This is a genomic window from Micromonospora sp. NBRC 107095 (assembly GCF_030269705.1).
GTDB classification, from domain to species: Bacteria; Actinomycetota; Actinomycetes; order Mycobacteriales; family Micromonosporaceae; genus Micromonospora; species Micromonospora parva.
Genome location: NZ_BSTU01000003.1, coordinates 80,067 through 97,231 on the forward strand (window position 1 = coordinate 80,067; position 17,165 = coordinate 97,231).

General features: G+C 73.6%; 8 protein-coding genes. 2 read left to right on the forward strand and 6 right to left on the reverse strand.

Going from position 1 to position 17,165, the window contains the following annotated elements; genetic code table 11:
* Position 1: 1 nt before the first annotated feature.
* Positions 2–2,548 (reverse strand): FtsK/SpoIIIE domain-containing protein, encoded by a 2,547-nt coding sequence (locus QSK15_RS17160; protein ID WP_285795213.1) that lies wholly within the window; start codon positions 2,546–2,548, stop codon positions 2–4.
* 97 nt (positions 2,549–2,645) lie between these two features.
* Positions 2,646–5,339: a type 1 periplasmic-binding domain-containing protein gene (locus QSK15_RS17165; RefSeq protein ID WP_285795214.1), complete on the reverse strand. Its 2,694-nt coding sequence runs from the start codon at positions 5,337–5,339 to the stop codon at positions 2,646–2,648.
* A 144-nt stretch (positions 5,340–5,483) separates the two neighbouring features.
* Between QSK15_RS17165 and QSK15_RS17170 the strand changes: the two genes are divergently transcribed.
* Entirely contained in the window at positions 5,484–7,016 is a 1,533-nt protein-coding gene (locus QSK15_RS17170) for a M1 family metallopeptidase (protein ID WP_285795215.1), read from the forward strand.
* A 134-nt stretch (positions 7,017–7,150) separates the two neighbouring features.
* On the opposite strand, the gene QSK15_RS17175 is transcribed toward QSK15_RS17170, so the two are convergent.
* The 3 genes from QSK15_RS17175 to gltB form a co-directional block, all read right to left on the reverse strand.
* Positions 7,151–8,548 (reverse strand): MFS transporter, encoded by a 1,398-nt coding sequence (locus QSK15_RS17175; protein WP_285795216.1) that lies wholly within the window; start codon positions 8,546–8,548, stop codon positions 7,151–7,153.
* 174 nt (positions 8,549–8,722) lie between these two features.
* Positions 8,723–10,258, reverse strand: a complete 1,536-nt coding sequence (locus QSK15_RS17180; protein WP_285795217.1) for a glutamate synthase subunit beta — start codon at positions 10,256–10,258, stop codon at positions 8,723–8,725.
* The gene (gene gltB, locus QSK15_RS17185; RefSeq protein WP_285795218.1) at positions 10,251–14,954 is read right to left on the reverse strand and encodes a glutamate synthase large subunit; all 4,704 of its coding nucleotides are present in this window, start codon (positions 14,952–14,954) and stop codon (positions 10,251–10,253) included. Before gltB ends, QSK15_RS17180 begins: the two co-directional genes overlap by 8 nt.
* Before the next feature lie 145 nt (positions 14,955–15,099).
* On the opposite strand from gltB, the gene QSK15_RS17190 reads away from it, so the two are divergent.
* Positions 15,100–15,945 carry a GNAT family N-acetyltransferase gene (locus QSK15_RS17190; protein ID WP_285795219.1) on the forward strand — a complete coding sequence of 282 codons (846 nt, stop codon included), beginning with the start codon at positions 15,100–15,102 and terminating at the stop codon, positions 15,943–15,945.
* 18 nt (positions 15,946–15,963) lie between these two features.
* Here the strand turns inward: QSK15_RS17190 and QSK15_RS17195 are convergent, their stop codons facing one another.
* Positions 15,964–17,151 carry an FAD-dependent oxidoreductase gene (locus QSK15_RS17195; RefSeq protein WP_030334418.1) on the reverse strand — a complete coding sequence of 396 codons (1,188 nt, stop codon included), beginning with the start codon at positions 17,149–17,151 and terminating at the stop codon, positions 15,964–15,966.
* Positions 17,152–17,165 lie beyond the last annotated feature (14 nt).

A 17,165-nucleotide genomic window follows, 5' to 3' on the forward strand; every position in this document is an offset into this window, starting at 1 on the left:
GTCACCGCTCCCCGTCCGGCTCGTGCCCGTCGCCGACGAACGGGACTATCAGCCGGATGCGCTGGTCGTGCCGGTCGATCAGCAGCGCCCGGTCGGCGCGGGGCGTGTAGGTCAGGTCGTGCGCCCCGAGGTGCACTGCCAGCTCGGCGCCGGGCACGTTGAGCGCGACCAGGCAGGCGACGTCGTCGCGGTTCTGGGTGCCGCCGAGGTCGTCGGCGAGCCGGCGCAGCCCCCGCCACCAGCCGAGCAGGTGCACCCCCTGCCCGGGGCCCTGACGCAGCACGGTACGCAGGTCGTCCAGGCCGGAGCGGAACGTCACAGGGTCGGTGGCGCCGAGGACGGGCGCGGCGGCGTCCATGCCGAACACCACCAGGTATTCGCGGCCGGTGGGCTCGGCGGCCAGCGCGGCGATCCGGTCGCGCAGCCCGGTCGCGTCCAGGCGCTGCACCGGGTGGCCGGCGGCCCGCAGCGCGGCCTCGGTGTCGTCGGCGACCGGGTCGGCGGCGGTGACCAGGCAGGCCAACTGGAACCGGGCGTCGCCGGGGGTGTGCTGACGGGCCAGGCTGAGCGTCGCGGCGCGCAGCACGTCCCCGCCCGTCGGTGCGGTGCCCACCACGGCGAGGTGCCGGCCGGGGGTGGCGTCCATGAGGAACAGTGCGGTGGTGCCGTGCACGTCGACGGTTCGGCCGACCAGGGCCATCGGGCGTCGACCACCGGGGCGCAGCCCGGCGAAGGTGCTGTCGTCCTCGATCCGCGCGGCTTCGTACCCCTTGAAGACCGCCGGTGCCCGCGAGCCCGGCGGGCGGGCCTGCCACAGCTCGTGGCGCAGCGCGGCGAGGTCGGCCGCGGCGGCGTGCGCGTCGGGGAAGCGCAGCACGGTGTCGGCGCCGACCGCGCCGGCGGCGGTGTTGACCACGGCGGAGCCGACCGGCAGGGCCGCGGCGGCGTCGTTGAGCTGGTCGAGCACCCCGCCGCCACCGGGCAGCGCCACGCGCAACGCGAACTGCCCGAAGATCGCCTCGGCCCGACCGTAGAGCGCTTCGATGCCGGTCATGCTCTGGCTGGCGAGCACCAGGTGGATGCCGTACGAGCGGCCCTTGCGGGCCAACTCCTCCAACAGGTCGACGGCCTCGCGGGCCAGCGCGTCGTTGCCGGCGAGCAGCACGTGGAACTCGTCGATGACGGTCACGATGCGCGGCAGCGGATTGTCCCGGGGCAGGTCGGCGAGCTTGGTGACGCCGTGCCGTTTGAGCGCGGTGGCCCGGCGCTGGGCTTCCCGGCGCAGCTCGCGCAGCACCGCGAGACCGTACTCGCGGTCGGACTCGATGCCGACGGCGCGGGCGTGCGGCAGCCAGGACGGGTCCCGACCGGTGGGCACGAACTCGGTGAAGCTCACGCCCTCCTTGAAGTCGAGCAGGTAGAGCTGCAACTCGGCCGGCGAGTAGCGGGCGGCCAGCCCGTAGAGGACGTCGAGGAGGAAGACGGTCTTACCGGCACCGGTGCGCCCGCCGACCAGCCAGTGCGGGGTGGCGTCGTCGAAGGCGAGCGTCAGCGCGGTGGCGAAGGCCGCCGTCGACCCGCCGCCGGCCCGGCCGATCACCGTGCGCAGACCGGTGCTGGCGGACTCGGCCCAGCGCTGTTGCGGCAGCAGATCGGTGAAGGGCAACGCGTCGGCGCGACGGGTGGCGGTGCCGAGGTGCTCGGCGAGCGCGCGGACCGAGGCGGGCGGCGGGTCCCCGTCGAGCAGGACGCGGGCGGCGAGGCCGCTGCCGTCGGCGCTGAACGGCGCACCGGGTGGATCGCCGACGTGCGCGTACCCCTGGTTGAGCCGCACCGCCGTGGTGCCGCCCAGCGGCGGCGGGGTCTCGCCGGGCAGCCGGGACGGGTGGCCGGCGAGCAGCACGCACACGGCGGCGGCCGGGCCGGCGTGGGTGAGCGCGGCGAGCCGGGCCAGCTCGCGCGGCGGCGGCGCGGCGGTGGCGACAACCAGCAGCAAGCGGCGGGCGGTCGCCGCACCGTGCTGCGCGGTGCGGGCGTGTTGCTCGGCGGCGTCCAGCAGCGCGGCCACCTCGGCCTCGCTGGTGGCCGGCGGGTCGAGCACCCCGGCGTCGAGCAGCGGTCGCAGCGGGCCGAAGGTGGCGCCGAGCGTGGCGGTGTCGATGCCGACGACGCGGACCTGACCGGGTGGCGCGGTGGCGACCAGCCGCAGCACCAGCGCCCGCAGCAGCCCGGCGACCTGCGGCTCCCGGGCGTCGGCGTCCAGCGCCAGGTGGTGGCCGCCGCCGAGCGGGACCAGCACCGGGAAGTCGCCGTCCGCTGTGGACGCCGCACCGATCCGCACCGCGGCCGGCTGGTCCGTCAGCGGGGTGACACCCGGGGCGGGGTTGGCCAACGCACCGCCGAGGCGGGCGAGGCGGGCCACCACGTCGTCGCCGACCGGTGCGACGGTCGGTGCCGCCCCGAGGACACCACGGACGGTGTCCAGGTGCGCCCGGGCCGCCCGGTGGGAGTTGACCGCCTGCCCGTACGCCGACGCGAGCCTGCCCACCCTCTGCCCCCAACGCCACGTCCGCCTGATCGAAGGAACCCTAACGGACACCGGCGGCACCCGGACAGTCCTGCGAGGACGTGTCACGCCGGTCCGGTCAGGCCGGCCCGCACACCGCCGGGCCGGGCACGTCGGCCACCCCGCAGCGGAACACCTCCACCGGTGCCCTCGCCACGTCGGGCACCTGCTCCACCCGCATCAGGGCCAGCCGCTTGTCGACCGGCTCCCCCGAGTCGGGCGTGAACCGGATCAACCCGGCCACCCCCGGATAGCCCTGACCGGCGTTCTGCCGCAGCACCTCCGCGTGCACCGCCACCGGGTTGACGGCGCTCGGCTCCCAGCGTTGCCGGGGGTCGGCGTGGTGCAGCCGGGCGGCGAGGCTCTCCACCGCCCGGATCAGCATCATCGCCGCGTCGTAGGCGAGGCTGACCCGCTCGCCGACCTGCACCTCGGAGCCCGGCCGGCAGCGCGGCGGGTCGAGCAGGTCGTCGGCCTGGATCCAGGACAGGAAGCTGGCCCGCGCGTCGTCGCGCCGGTCCTGGGCGGCCCGCAGCGCGGCACAGGTGGCCAGGGCCGCCTTCGAGACGTACGTGACGGGCAGGTTGCGGGGTGCGGCGGCGCGCAGCCCCGGGTTGGCCATGTACCGGTTGGCCGAGTCGTCGGCGACGAGATGTCGGGGCGGGTTGCCCCCGCACTCGCGCAACGCACGCAGGAAGCCGTCGAACTCTGACCACCGGCCCGCATAGAAGAGCAGGCCGGAATAGCCGCACTCGCCGGTGAGCCGCTGGCTGGTACTCCACTCCTCCAGGCGGGTGATCCGGGCGCCGAACCGCTGCCGCAGCCCGTCGACGAGGGTGCCGACGTAGAGATCCTCGGTGAGCAGACTGCCCTCCAACGTCGTGTAGTAGACGTGCGCCTCGTCGACCTTCAGCACCTGTTGGGCGTACGCATCGACCATCTCCACCTGATCGGTGTTGGGCGCGGAGATCTGGAGGTAGAGGCGGGAGTTGGCGTCCATCCTGTCGGCGGAGAGGGTGGGTGCCAGCACGGGCAGGCCGACCTTGTTCAGCTCGCGTAGCGCTCGGGCGGTGCTCGTGCGGCTCTCCACCAGACCGACCACCCCGAGCACCGTGGGGTCGTCAGCGGCCAACTCGGCCAGCATCGCCACGGCCCGGTCGGCGTAGATCATCTGCCGGCCGGCGTTGGCCACCACGATCCGCAGCAGCGCGGCGCCGCCCGCGCCGGCCGACTCCTTCAGCAACGCGTACTGGGCGGTGGTCATCCCTTCGAGTTCCTCGCGCTCGGAGACGTACGACTCCTCGTCAGCGCGGGTCAGGTTGCCGGTCAGGGTGCCCAGGTAGACCAGGGTCAGGAAGGGCCTGCGCCGGTCGCTGCGCTGCCAGACCTCCTCGGCGGCCCGGTTCTGCGCGAAGATGCGCCGTTGGACGCTGCGTAGCCGGTCCTGGCCGGGGTCGTTGTTGAAGACCTGCGCGGCGGTGTCGCTGTAGCCGACACACTCACCGCCGGGGGCCACCTCGACGGAGACCTGACCGGTGAGCGAGGGGTGGCAGCCCGGCCCCCACCGGCTGGCCACCCACAGTCCGAGCGCCGCCACCAGCACCAGACAGAGCGCCGCCGGCAGGAAACGCCGCGACCACCACGGCGGATCGGGCGCGGAGAACGGCCGCACTCCGCCCCGCGACGGTGGGCCGGTGTCGGTCTCGTCGGGGCGCAGCGCCACCAGCCAGGTGGCCGGGCGGCGCAGCCGTCGCATCTCCGGCAGCGCCTCGGCCCACTCGTCGTACGCCTCGTCGGCCTCGGTCAGCGGGTGCGGTTCGGGCAGGTCCGGTGGGGGTTGCCCACCGGACGCGACGATCAGCAGCGGGTCGTTGCGCCCGGTCTCGGTGCGGACGTCGCCGATCAGGCGGACCAGTTCCCCGCCGACGTTGCCGGGGGCGACGTGATCGATCAGCAGCGCCGGGTACGCGGTGCGCCGCCAGTCCGACGGGCGCCACGGCCGACGCCGGTACGCCTGCCGCAGGTCCTCCAGGAAGGCGTGCAGCAGCAGCTTGTTGACCTGGTCGGGTTGCTCCCCGTCGCGCCAGCCGGCGGTGAGGCGCTCGGCGAAGCCGAGAAAGGTGACCGACTGCCGGGGCGCCAGGTACTGCTGGCGCATGAACCAGTTGTAGTGCCGGCCGAGCACCGGCACCCGACCGGAGACGGCAGCCCGGAAGACCACCCCCGGCACGGCGCGCCGGACCAGCCAGAGCAGCACCTGCGAGACGATGCTGACCGCGTCGCCGCCGGAGGGCAACGCCTCCGGCGCACGCGGGCCCCTGCGGTCGCGCAGCCGGCGGACCAGAGCCGCGCGGCTGTCGTCGGCGTCGACGCCGAAGGTGAAGCTCTGCTGCATGAGCCAGTCGGCGAGCGGATAGTGCCGGAAACGCAGTCGGGCGGTGCCGAAGGCCTCCAGGGAGAGCTGCCGGTGCAGCTCGCGCAGCAACGCCGGCACGTCCCCGGCACCGGGCGGCGCGTCGGCGTCCAGCACGGCGTGCGGGACCCGCCGTCGGGGGCCCTGGCCGAGGAACCGGCGCAGCGGCACCATCAGATCCGCGGTGTCGGAGCGGACCAGCCAGAGCAGCGGCAGCCGACGGTCGCCACGCCGGGGCCGCCGCAGCAGCCGGGCGAGCAGCGCGAAGAACTCCAGCCCGCCGGCTGGCAGCCGCTCCCGGCCGCCTGCGGCCTGCCGCTGGCCGATCAACTCCCGCTTGGGCACCTCGGACCGCCGCACGCGTCACCTCCGATCCACACAGTGTGACCTTGTGGAGCAAGACGCACCAGAGATCGACGCCGACCGGGGTGTTGCGGGCCGACGAGGTTCACAGTTGTCGATTAGGTTGACGGGGCGAACACCCCGATGGAGGGAGTCCACCTCGTGCGACGAGTCCTCACGGCGGCCACCACCGCCCTGACCCTCACCACTGCCGGCACCGTGCTCGCCGGCACCCCCGGCCAGGCCGCTCCCACGGCCTGGGGCCGGCCCGTCGTCACCGCCGCGCCGCAACCCGGCGCGCCCGGACTGGGCGACAGCTACTTCCCCGACTACGGCAACGGCGGCTACGACGTCGAGCACTACGACGTGCGGCTGCGCTACGAACCAGCCACCGACCTGCTCACCGGCACCACCACCGTCCTCGCGACCGCCACTGAGGACCTCTCGACGTTCAATCTGGACTTCCTGCTCGACGTCGAGTCGGTCCGGGTCAACGGCTGGGCGGCGAGCACCAGCACCGCGGGCGTCCACGAACTGGTGGTCACCCCGGCCCGCACGGTGACCCGGGGTCAGCAGCTCACCATCGTGGTGCGCTACTCCGGCGTCCCGTCGGAGGCCCTGGTCAACGGCTACACCGGCTGGACGCGCACCGACGACGGCGCGCTCGCCGTCAACGAGCCCGAGTCGGCGTGGTGGTGGTTCCCGAGCAACGACCACCCACTGGACAAGGCCACCTTCGACATCTCGGTGTCGGTGCCCACCGGCGTCGAGGTGATCAGCAACGGTGTGCAGCCGAGGCCCCCGGCGGCCGAGGCCGGCAACCGCACCCGGTGGATCTGGCGGACCACCTCCCCCACCGCCACCTACCTGGCCTTCATGGCCATCGGCCAGTACGACATCGTCACCGACACCACACCGGGCGGCCAGCCGGTGATCAACGCGTACAGCACCTCGTTGGGCGCGCTCGGGCCGGCCGCGCGGGCCAGCATCGAGCGGACCGCCGAGATCGTCGACTGGGAGAGCGGGATCTTCGGCCCGTACCCGTTCGAGGCGCAGGGCGGCGTGGCCGGGCCGGTGGACGGGATCAGCTTCGCGCTGGAGACGCAGACCCGACCGGTGTACGGGCCGGGCTTCTGGCGACGCGGCGCCAACACCTACGTGGTGGCCCACGAACTGGCCCACCAGTGGTTCGGCGACTCGGTCTCGGTGGCCGAGTGGCGCAACATCTGGCTCAACGAGGGCTTCGCCTCGTACGCCGAGTGGCTGTGGTCGGAGGAGCAGGGCGAGGGCACCGCCCAGGAGGTCTTCGACTTCACCTACGCCAGCTACCCGGCCGACGACGAGTTCTGGCAGGTGCTGCCCGGTGACCCCGGCGCCACCCGGGTCTTCGACAACGCCGTCTACGACCGGGGCGCGATGACCCTGCACCAGTTGCGGTTGGCCGTCGGCGACGACGCGTTCTTCGAGATCCTGCCGGCCTGGACCGCCGAGCACCGGTACGGCAACGCCACCATCGAGCAGTTCCAGGCGCTGGCCGAACGAATCTCCGGGCTGGACCTGGACGACCTGTTCACCACCTGGCTGTTCACCGCCGGCCGTCCCGAGGTGGCCAGCGTCGCCCGCAAGGCCGCCGCGCCGACCGAGCCGAAGTCCTGGGCCAAGATCCGCGAGGCCCACGACCTGATGTCGCACTGACCCCCCGACCCGCGTCGATCATGGAGTTGTGGTGCTCCGCATATCGGGCACAAGTCAGCACGTTGCCCGCCACAGCTCCATGATCGACAGGGCGGGCCGGCCGGGGCGAGGGCGAGGGCGAGGATAACCGCTGCTCAGCGGCGGGATGCCGGACCGGCCGTGGTCAGCTCCCTGAGCCGAACCGTGCCCGACGACGCCGCGCCGGCTTCGGCGGGCGCGATGACACAGACCGCCCCGGTGGGCCGCACGATGCGGGCGGCCCGAAACGCCGCTCGGCGTACCGGATGGCGGGGCCGCGGCACGACCAGCGCGACGGTAGCCGTGCGGGCGCGCTGCCGGTCCAGCGCGACGCTTGCCGCCACCGTGGCGATCGCGGCGGCCGATCCGGCGAGGACAAGCGTCTGACGGGGCCCGGCGTGTTCGGCGAGCCAGCCCAGCAGCGGGGCGCCGACCGCTGCGGAGACCGAGCCGGTGACCGCGAGGGCGGCGAGCACCCGACCCCGCATCGCGCTGTCGGTGTCGAGTTGGGCGCGGGTGCCGACGGTGGTGTCGATGACCACCGCGGCGGCGGCGATCGGCAGGATCACCGCGGCGAAGCTCCAGGTGCCCGGTGCGAGGCCGGCGACGATCTGCAACCCGCTGGCGAACAGGCCGGCGACGACGAGCGTCCGGTAGCCCAGGGATCGCCGTCGGGCCGCGACGAGCGCGCCCACCACCGTTCCGACGGCGAACACCGTCGACAGCAGGCCGTACCCGGAGGCGCCGGCGTTGAGCGGGCCGTCGCTCATCGCGGCCATCGTCACCTGGTAGTTGCGGCCCAGGCTGCCGAGCACGAACGACAGGGCGAGCGCGAGGAGCAGCACCGGCTGCCCACGCAGGTAGGTGAACCCGGCGCGGACACCGCCCCGGTTCGGCCCGGCGTCGGGCACCGCGAGTCCGGGCACGGCTCCCGGGCGTACGGCGAAGAGCGCCACCACCACGGCGACGAAGCTGGCCGCGTTGATGCCGAACAGCAGGGCGGGGCCGACGGCGGCCACCACCACGGCACCGAGGCTCATGCCGAGGATGCGGCCGGCGGAGTTGGTGAGCGAACCGAGCGCCAGGGCGTTGCCCAGCGTCTCCCGGTCGACGAGGCTTGCCGCCCAGCGCCCCATCACGGGGCCTTCGACGGCCGAGACGGCACCGGTGGCCAGCGAGATCGCGAAGATCAGCGGCAGGCCGCCGACCCCGGTCAGGGCGACCGCCGCCAGTCCGGCGGCGAGCGCCGCGTGGGCGCCCTGGGCGGCGATCAGCAACGGGCGGGCGGGCAGCCGGTCGGCCAGCACGCCACCCCAGACGCTGAGCAGCAACGTGGGCGCCGCCTGGAGCAGCACGGCGAAGCCCATCGACGTCGCCGAGCCGGTCTCCTTCAGCACGTACCAGTTGACCCCGAGGACCTGCATCCAGGTGCCGATGACGGAGACGAAGCCGGCGAGCGCCCAGATCCGGTAGTTGCGGTGGCGCAGCGCGGCGAAGGTGGCACCTCTGGCCACGGCGACCCTCCAGCGATCGGCAGCACGAGCATTCACACCGATCGCGGCGCGGTTCGGCAGCCGACAAGTCTTGCCGGCTTAAACCCTTTTGCCTACTTTTGTGAGCGGCTTCACCAGCGGGAATACCCGGCCGGTGCGGCAGTGGACCTGCCGCACCGGCCGGACGCCCGCAGCTCAGCGAACGGCGAGAGCCTGCGCGTCCGGGCCCACCGGGGCCGGCAACGCACCGGCACCACCCAGATAGCCGTGGATGGCGGCGGCCGCCGCCCGCCCCTCGGCGATCGCCCAGACGATCAGCGAAGCGCCCCGGTGCATGTCACCGGCCACGAACACCCCGTCGGCGGCGGTCTGCCAGTCGTCGCGGGCGTCGACGGCGCCCCGCGGGTTGCGGGCCACGCCGAACTGGGCCAGCAGCGGCTGCTGCTCGGTGCCCTCGAAGCCGATCGCCAACAGCACCAGATCGGCCGGCAACTCCCGCTCGGAGCCCGGCACCACTGTGACGATCCGCCGGCCGTCGCGCTTCTCCACCGTCACCTCGGCGATCCGCACCGCCCGCACCTGGCCGGTGCCGTCGTCCACGAACTCCTGCACCGCCACGGCGAAGACCCGCTCGCCGCCCTCCTCGTGCGCCGGGTAGCTGCGCAGCACCCACGGCCAGGTCGGCCACGGGTCCCGTGCCTCGTCGCGCTCCTGCGGCGGCTGCGGGTACAGGTCCAACTGGTGCACACCCGCGGCGCCCTGGCGGTGCGCCACCCCGAGACAGTCGGCCGCCGTGTCACCACCACCGATGATCACCACGTGCTTGCCGGCCGCGTCGATCGGGGTGCCGTCCGGCAACACCGCCCGCCCTGGCCGCCCCTCGCCGGTCACGGCGACGCCCGGCTGGTCGGTGGTCGCGGTGGCGACCGCGCGATTCGCCGCGACGAGGTGCGACATCGCCTGGTGTACGCCCCGAAGCGCCCGCCCGGGGGTCTCCGGGGTGTCCCGGCCCTGCAACGCCCCACACGCCAGCAGCACCGCGTCGTGCTCGGCACGCAACTGCTCGGCAGTGACGTCCACCCCGACGTTCACGCCCGTACGGAAGCGCACCCCCTCGGCGGTTAGCTGCGCCAACCGGGCGTCGATGTGCCGCTTCTCCAACTTGAAGTCGGGGATGCCGTACCGGAGCAGACCACCGATCGCGTCGTCGCGCTCGTACACCGTCACCGCGTGACCGGCGCGGGCCAACTGCTGGGCGGCGGCGAGGCCGGCGGGCCCGGAGCCGACGACCGCGACCGACCGGCCCGACGGCGCCGGCACGGCGCGGGGGGTGAACCCACGCGCGGCGGCGGCGTCGGCGATCTCCACCTCGACCTGCTTGATGGTCACCGGCTGACCGCCGGAGATACCGAGCACGCAGGCCGCCTCGCAGGGCGCCGGGCAGAGCCGGCCGGTGAACTCCGGGAAGTTGTTGGTGGCGTGCAGCGACTCCACCGCGGCGTCCCAGTTGCCGGTGCGCACCAGGTCGTTCCAGTCCGGGATGCGGTTGCCCAGCGGGCAACCGTCGTGACAGAACGGGATGCCGCAGTCCATGCATCGGGTGGCCTGCTCACGGATGAGGTCCTCGCCGGCCGGCGGGTAGACCTCCCGCCAGTCGCTGATCCGCACCGGCACCGGGCGGCGGGCCGGCAGTCGCCGGTCGTAGCGCAGGAAACCGTTCGGGTCAGGCACGTGCCACCTCCTGGGCAGCCACCCGCGGGGCGGGCGGCACCGGCGCGACCGGCGCGCTCAGCGCGCCCATGACCGCGTCGTCGACGTCGCGGCCGGCGGCTTCGGCGGCCCGCATGATCTCCAGCACCCGGCGGTAGTCGCGGGGCACCACGGCGGTGAACTCGGCGACCGCCTCCGGCCACCGCTTGAGCAACTCCTCGGCGACCGCCGACCCGGTCTCGGCCACGTGCCGTTGGAGCAGCTCGTGCAGCAGCGACTGCTCCTGCTCGCCCAGCGGCATCAGGTCGACGAGTTCCCCGTTGACCCGGGCCCGGTCCAGGTGGTGCACGAACGCCGTGCCACCGGACATGCCGGCCGCGAAGTTCCGGCCGGTCGCGCCGAGCACCACCACCGTCCCACCGGTCATGTACTCGCACCCGTGGTCACCGACGCCCTCGACCACCGCGACAGCGCCGGAGTTGCGCACCGCGAACCGCTCCCCGACCCGGCCGCGGAGGAAGACCTCGCCCGCCGTGGCCCCGTACAGGATGGTGTTGCCGGCGATGATCTGGTCCTCGGCCCGCCGCCCCGGCTCGGCGTCCGGGTCGAGGAACGGCGCGGCGGCGTCCGGACGGACGATGAGCCGCCCTCCGGAGAGGCCCTTGCCCACGTAGTCGTTGGCGTCGCCGTGCAGGCGCAGGGTCACCCCGCGCGGCAGGAACGCGCCGAACGACTGCCCAGCCGTGCCGTGCAGCACGAACTCGATGGTGTCCTCGGGCAGGCCGGCGCCGCCGAAGCGACGGGTCACCTCACCACCGAGCATCGCGCCGACGCTGCGGTGCTCGTTGCGCACCGCCACCTCGACCCGCACCGGCGCCCCACCCGTCAGAGCCGGACGGGCCAGCGCGATCAGCTCGTTGTCCAGGGCGTGCTCCAGGCCGTGGTCCTGGGCGCGGACCCCACGGCGGGCCGCACCGGCGGGCAGCTCCGGCAGGTGCAGGACGGGCGCCAGGTCCAACCCGTGCGCCTTCCAGTGCGCGACCGCCGGGGCCACGTCGAGCAGCTCGGACTGCCCGATCGCCTCCTCGATCGACCGGAAGCCCAACTCGGCCAGGTAGCCCCGGACCTCCTCGGCGAGGAAGAGGAAGAAGTTCTCCACGAACTCCGGCTTGCCGGTGAACCGCTCCCGCAGCACCGGGTTCTGGGTGGCGATGCCGACCGGGCAGGTGTCCAGGTGGCAGACCCGCATCATCACGCAGCCCTCGACGATCAGGGGCGCGGTCGCGAAGCCGAACTCCTCCGCGCCGAGCAGCGCCGCGATCAGCACGTCCCGGCCGGTCTTGAGCTGGCCGTCGACCTGCACGGTGACCCGGTCACGCAGCTTGTTGAGCAGCAGCGTCTGCTGCGCCTCGGCCAGGCCCAACTCCCAGGGGGTGCCGGCGTGCTTCAGCGAGTTGAGCGGGGACGCGCCGGTGCCGCCGTCGTGCCCGGAGATCAGGATGACGTCGGCCTTGAGCTTGGCGACCCCGGCCGCGACCGTGCCCACGCCGACCTCGCTGACCAGCTTGACGTGCACCCGGGCGGCCGGGTTGACGCACTTGAGGTCGTGCACGAGCTGGGCGAGGTCCTCGATGGAATAGATGTCGTGGTGCGGCGGCGGGGAGATCAGACCCACACCGGGGGTGGCGTGCCGGGTCCGGGCGATCCACGGCCAGACCTTGTTGCCGGGCAGCTGACCACCCTCGCCCGGCTTGGCGCCCTGGGCCATCTTGATCTGGAGGTCGTCGGCGTTGACCAGGTATTCACTCGTCACGCCGAACCGGCCGCTGGCGATCTGCTTGACCGCCGAACGACGGGCCGGGTCGTGCAGCCGCTCGACGTCCTCGCCGCCCTCACCGGTGTTGGACTTGCCACCGAGCCGGTTCATGGCGATGGCCAGCGTCTCGTGCGCCTCCGCCGAGATCGACCCGTACGACATGGCACCGGTGGCGAACCGCTTGACGATCTCGGTGGCCGGCTCGACCTCCTCGATCGGCACCGCCGGGCGAACCCCGGTACGCAGCGTGAACAGCCCGCGCAGCGAACCGGCCTGCGCGGCGAGCGCGTCCACCTTGGACGTGTACTGGCGGAACACGTCGTACTGCCGGCTGCGGGTGGCGTGTTGCAGCAGGAAGACCGTCTCCGGGTTGAACAGGTGCAGCTCACCCTCACGGCGCCACTGGTACTCGCCGCCGACCTCCAGCCGGCCGGAGACGGCGGTGCCGCCCGGCGGCCAGGCCAGCGCGTGCCGGGCGGCCACCTCGGTGTGCACGCCCGCGAGACCCACCCCGCCGATGCGGCTGGGCGTGCCCCGGAAGTAACGCTCGACCAACCGGGTGTCCAGGCCGACCGCCTCGAAGACCTGCGCCCCGCAGTACGAGGAGACCGTCGAGATGCCCATCTTGGACATGATCTTCAGGACGCCCTTGCCGAGCGCCTTGGCGTAGTTGCGCACCGCGGCGACGGGCTCGATGCCGGCCAGCGCGCCGGTGGAGATCAGATCCTCCACCGACTCGAACGCCAGGTAGGGGTTGACCGCCGCCGCGCCGTAGCCGATCAGCACCGCCGCGTGGTGCACCTCCCGGCAGTCGCCGGACTCGACGATCAGCGCCGCCTGCGTACGCGTCTGCTCCCGCACCAGGTGCTGGTGCACGGCTGCGGTGAGCAGCAGCGACGGGATCGGTGCCAGGTCGGCGTTGGAGTCCCGGTCGGAGAGCACCAGGATGCGGACGCCGTCCTCGATCGCCTCGGAGACGTGCCGGCAGATCTCGGTCAGCCGTGCCTTGATCCCGGCGGCACCCTCCCGGATCCGGTACAGCCCGGAGACCCGCACCGCCTTGAAGCCGGGCAGGTCGCCGTCCTCGTCGATGGAGAGGATCTTCGCCAGCTCGTCGTTGTCGATGATCGGATGCGGGAGCACGATCTGCCGACAGCTCGCCGCGCCCGGGTCGAGCAGGTTGCCCTCCGGCCCGATGGTCGACGCCAGGCTGGTCACCAACTCCTCGCGGATGGCGTCCAGCGGAGGGTTGGTGACCTGGGCGAAGAGCTGGTGGAAGTAGTCGTAGAGCAGCCGCGGCCGGGTGGACAGCGGCGCGATCGGGGTGTCCGTACCCATCGAGCCCAGCGGTTCGGCGCCGGTGCGGGCCATCGGCGCGAGCAGGATCTTCAGCTCCTCCTCGGTGTAGCCGAAGGTCTGCTGCCGGCGACGCACCGAGTCGTGCGTGTAGACGGTGTGCTCGCGGGCCGGCAGGTCGTTCAGCTCGATGAGCCCGGCGTGCAGCCACTCGCCGTACGGCTCGGCGGCGGCCAACTCGGATTTGATCTCCTCGTCGTGCACGATCCGCCCGGCCACGGTGTCGACCAGGAACATCCGGCCCGGCTGGAGCCGCCCCTTCGCGACCACGTGGGCCGGGTCGAGGTCGAGGACGCCCGCCTCGGAGCCGAGCACCACGAGCCCGTCGTCGGTCTGCCACCAGCGCCCCGGGCGCAGCCCGTTGCGGTCCAGCACCGCCCCGACGACCTCGCCGTCGGTGAAGGCCACCGAGGCCGGACCGTCCCACGGCTCCATCAGGCTGGCGTGGAAGCGGTAGAAGGCACGCTTGGCCGGGTCCATCCCGGGGTCGTTCTCCCAGGCCTCCGGAATCATCATGAGCACCGCGTGCGGCAGGCTCCGCCCGGCCAGGTGCAGCAGCTCCAAGACCTCGTCGAAGTTCGCCGAGTCGGAGGCGGCGGGCGTGCAGACCGGGAAGATCCGCCGGATGTTGCCGGGCACGTTCGGCGAGCGCAGCAGCGCCTCACGGGCCTGCATCCAGTTGCGGTTGCCCCGGATCGTGTTGATCTCGCCGTTGTGGGCGATGAACCGGTACGGGTGCGCCAGCGGCCAGGACGGGAAGGTGTTGGTCGAGAAGCGGGAGTGCACCAGCGCGATGGCGCTCTCCACCCGCTCGTCGCGCAGGTCGGGATAGAACGCCGGCAACTGGTCCGGCGTGAGCATGCCCTTGTAGACCATGGTGCGGCTGGACAGCGACGGGAAGTACGCCGCGACTCCCCGCTCAGCGGTCTCCCGTTCGGCCTGCTTACGCAGACAGAACGCCACCCGGTCCAGCTCGATGCCACGCAGCGGGGAACCGGCCGGCCCGCCGGGCGCGTCGGTGAGGCGGTGCGCGGCCAGGAAGATCTGGCGCACCCGGGGCATCGCCGCCAGGGCCGTCTCGCCCAGGTCACCCGGGTCGGTCGGCACGTCCCGCCAGCCGAGCAGATCGGCGCCCTCGACCAGCGCGTACTTCTCGACCACCCGCCGGGCACGCGCCTCGGCGGCATCGTCGTCGGGAAGGAACACCAGCCCAGTTGCGTACTCGCCCGCCGGGGGAAGCGCGACGTCGGCCACCGCGCGCAGGAACGCGTCGGGCACCTGGATCATGATGCCGGCGCCGTCGCCGGTGTTCGGTTCCGCGCCGCGGGCGCCCCGGTGGTCCAGCCGACAGAGCGCGCCGAGCCCGTTGGCGACGACCGAGTGGGAACGCCGGCCGTGCAGGTCCGCCACGAAGGCCACGCCGCAGGCGTCGTGCTCCTGCGCTGGGTCGTAGAGGCCCTGGGCGGCCGGACGGGGGTGGGGCGTCGGGGACGCCTGCGGGCTGTGCGGGTGCGGCTGTGCTGTTTCCGCGTACGGCTGAGCCACCGGGCCTCCTGTCGTCACTCAGGTTGGATCATGATGGGGGACGACGTCGGCCCGTGGGTCTATTGAGTCTACGTTAGGGCCGGGGTCGCACGGCCACCCGAGATTGATCACACCGTCCACTGGCTGGGACGTGTAGTCTCGCGCGGTGGATCCGCTACACAAGCACGTCTTCGACCGGTTGGAACGCTTCTACGACGCGGTGCCCCGCGACGCCGCCGGTGCGGAGGAGCATGGTGGGCTGGTGCTGTTCGTCCGCGATGGTGCCGGGTGGCCGTTCTACGCCCGCCCACGCATCGACGCCACCGAGCCGCCGTCACTCGCCGACGTGTCCTCCGTCCGCGAGCGCCAGCGGAAGCTGGGCCTGCCGGAAGCCTTCGAGTGGGTGCACGAGACGACCCCCGAACTGCTCGCGGTGGCCCGCTCGGCGGGGCTGAACGTGCTGGAGGCGCCGCTGATGGTGCTCGACCCCAGCGCGCTGCCCGACCCGGCGACGCTGTCCGACGCGGCGGTGCGGGTGCTGGCAGCGGACTCCCCCGGCTTCGCCGCCGATGTCGCCGCCCGACGTGCGGTGGCGGCGGTGTCGTTCGCCGCCGCCGGCACCGCGCGCGGCGAGGCCGGCCCGGCCGAGCGCGACGCCGCCGTCACCGAACTCGAACTGGCCGCGCTCGACGAGGAGCGCGCCCGGATCGCCGACGGCCGGCGGATCTCCGCGCTGGCCGGCACACCGACCGAGGGTGCGCTGGCCAGCGGCATGGCGATGCGGGTGGACGACGTCGCGGAGATCGCCGGGGTGGCCACCCTGCCGTCCGCCCGGCGACGCGGGCTGGGCGCCGCGCTCACCGCCACCCTCGCCCGGGAACTGCTGGCCGCCGGCACCGACCTGGTCTTCCTCTCCGCCGGCAGCGAGGAGATCGCGCGGGTCTACCTGCGGGTCGGCTTCCGCCGCATCGGCACCGCCTGCATCGCCGAACCCGCCGCCCTCATCTCCTGACCCGCCCGGCGACCGGGGTCAGGTCGGTGGTCGCCACTGCGCGGCGGAGGCGGCGGCACTGGAGAGCAACCGCGAGTTGATCGTGCCGAGGGCGGCGTCCCGGGCCCGCAGCGCCAGTCGGCCCCGGGTCTGCAGCACCGCCGACATCCGCCGGGTCTGCCGGACCACTGTCGCGGCCCGGGGACGGCGCACCCGGTCGTACGCCACGACGGCGTCGGGCAGCCGCGCCTCCCGCAGCAGCGACGAGAGGGTGGCGGCGTCCTCGAACGCGAGGCAGGCGCCCTGCCCGAGATGCGGCGGCATGGCGTGCGCCGCGTCGCCGAGCAGCACCACCCCACCGGGCCCGACCGGGAAGCCGTACGCCCGGGGCAGCGGGCGCAGCTCGCGAACCTCCTGCTGGACCAGGTCGGCCGGGTTGGTGGCCTCGAGCAGCGCGCCGACCGGCGCGGGCCAGTCCGCGTACCAGCGGCGCAGCAGGGCGAGCTGGGTCTCCGGTGGTTCCGGGCGTGGCGCGCCGGCGGCGGTGGCCACCCAGTAGATGCCGCCACGGCTGGACCCGCCCGAGGAACCACGCTCACCCAGCGACGCGGCCACGAACCGGTAACCCGCGCCGAGAATCTCACCGGCCAACGGCTGATCGTCGGGGAGCCGAGGTGCCTGGTACCAGGGGATGACGGCGCGCCAGGCGGCGCACCCGGAGCTGACCACCCGGGACTCGGGCGCGAGTTGACGGCGGATGCCGCTGTCCGTGCCGTCGGCGGCGACCACCAGATCGGCCTCGATGGTGTGCCGCCCGTCGCTGACGCCCGGTCGCTCGCCCGGCTCGACACGGACGTGGCGCACCGTCACCCCGGTCCGCAGCTCGACCCGGTCGCCGAGGCCGGCGATCAACGCGTCGTGCAGATCCTCCCGGTGCACCACCACCGGCATCCGGTCGGCCGGGATGGGGCGGGGCTGCACCAGCCAGTGCCCGTCCGGGCGACGGACGCCACCGTCGGGCAACGGGGTGGCGATGGCGGCCAGGCCGGCGCCGAGACCGAGGGCCTGCAGCGCGCGGACACCGTTGGGCCAGAGCACCACGGCGGTCGGCTCGGGGCGAACCCGTTCGGCGCGTTCCAACACTGTGACCTGCCAGCCGGAACGGGCCAGCGCGCCGGCCACCGCGAGGCCACCGACCCCTGCGCCGACCACCACCGCGCTTCGCATCGGTGCCGCCTCCG

Bases quoted from the DNA above. Each gene is read 5' to 3' on its own strand.
- QSK15_RS17195 (WP_030334418.1), bottom strand. From the start codon at position 17,151: ATGCGAAGCGCGGTGGTGGTCGGCGCAGGGGTCGGTGGCCTCGCGGTG.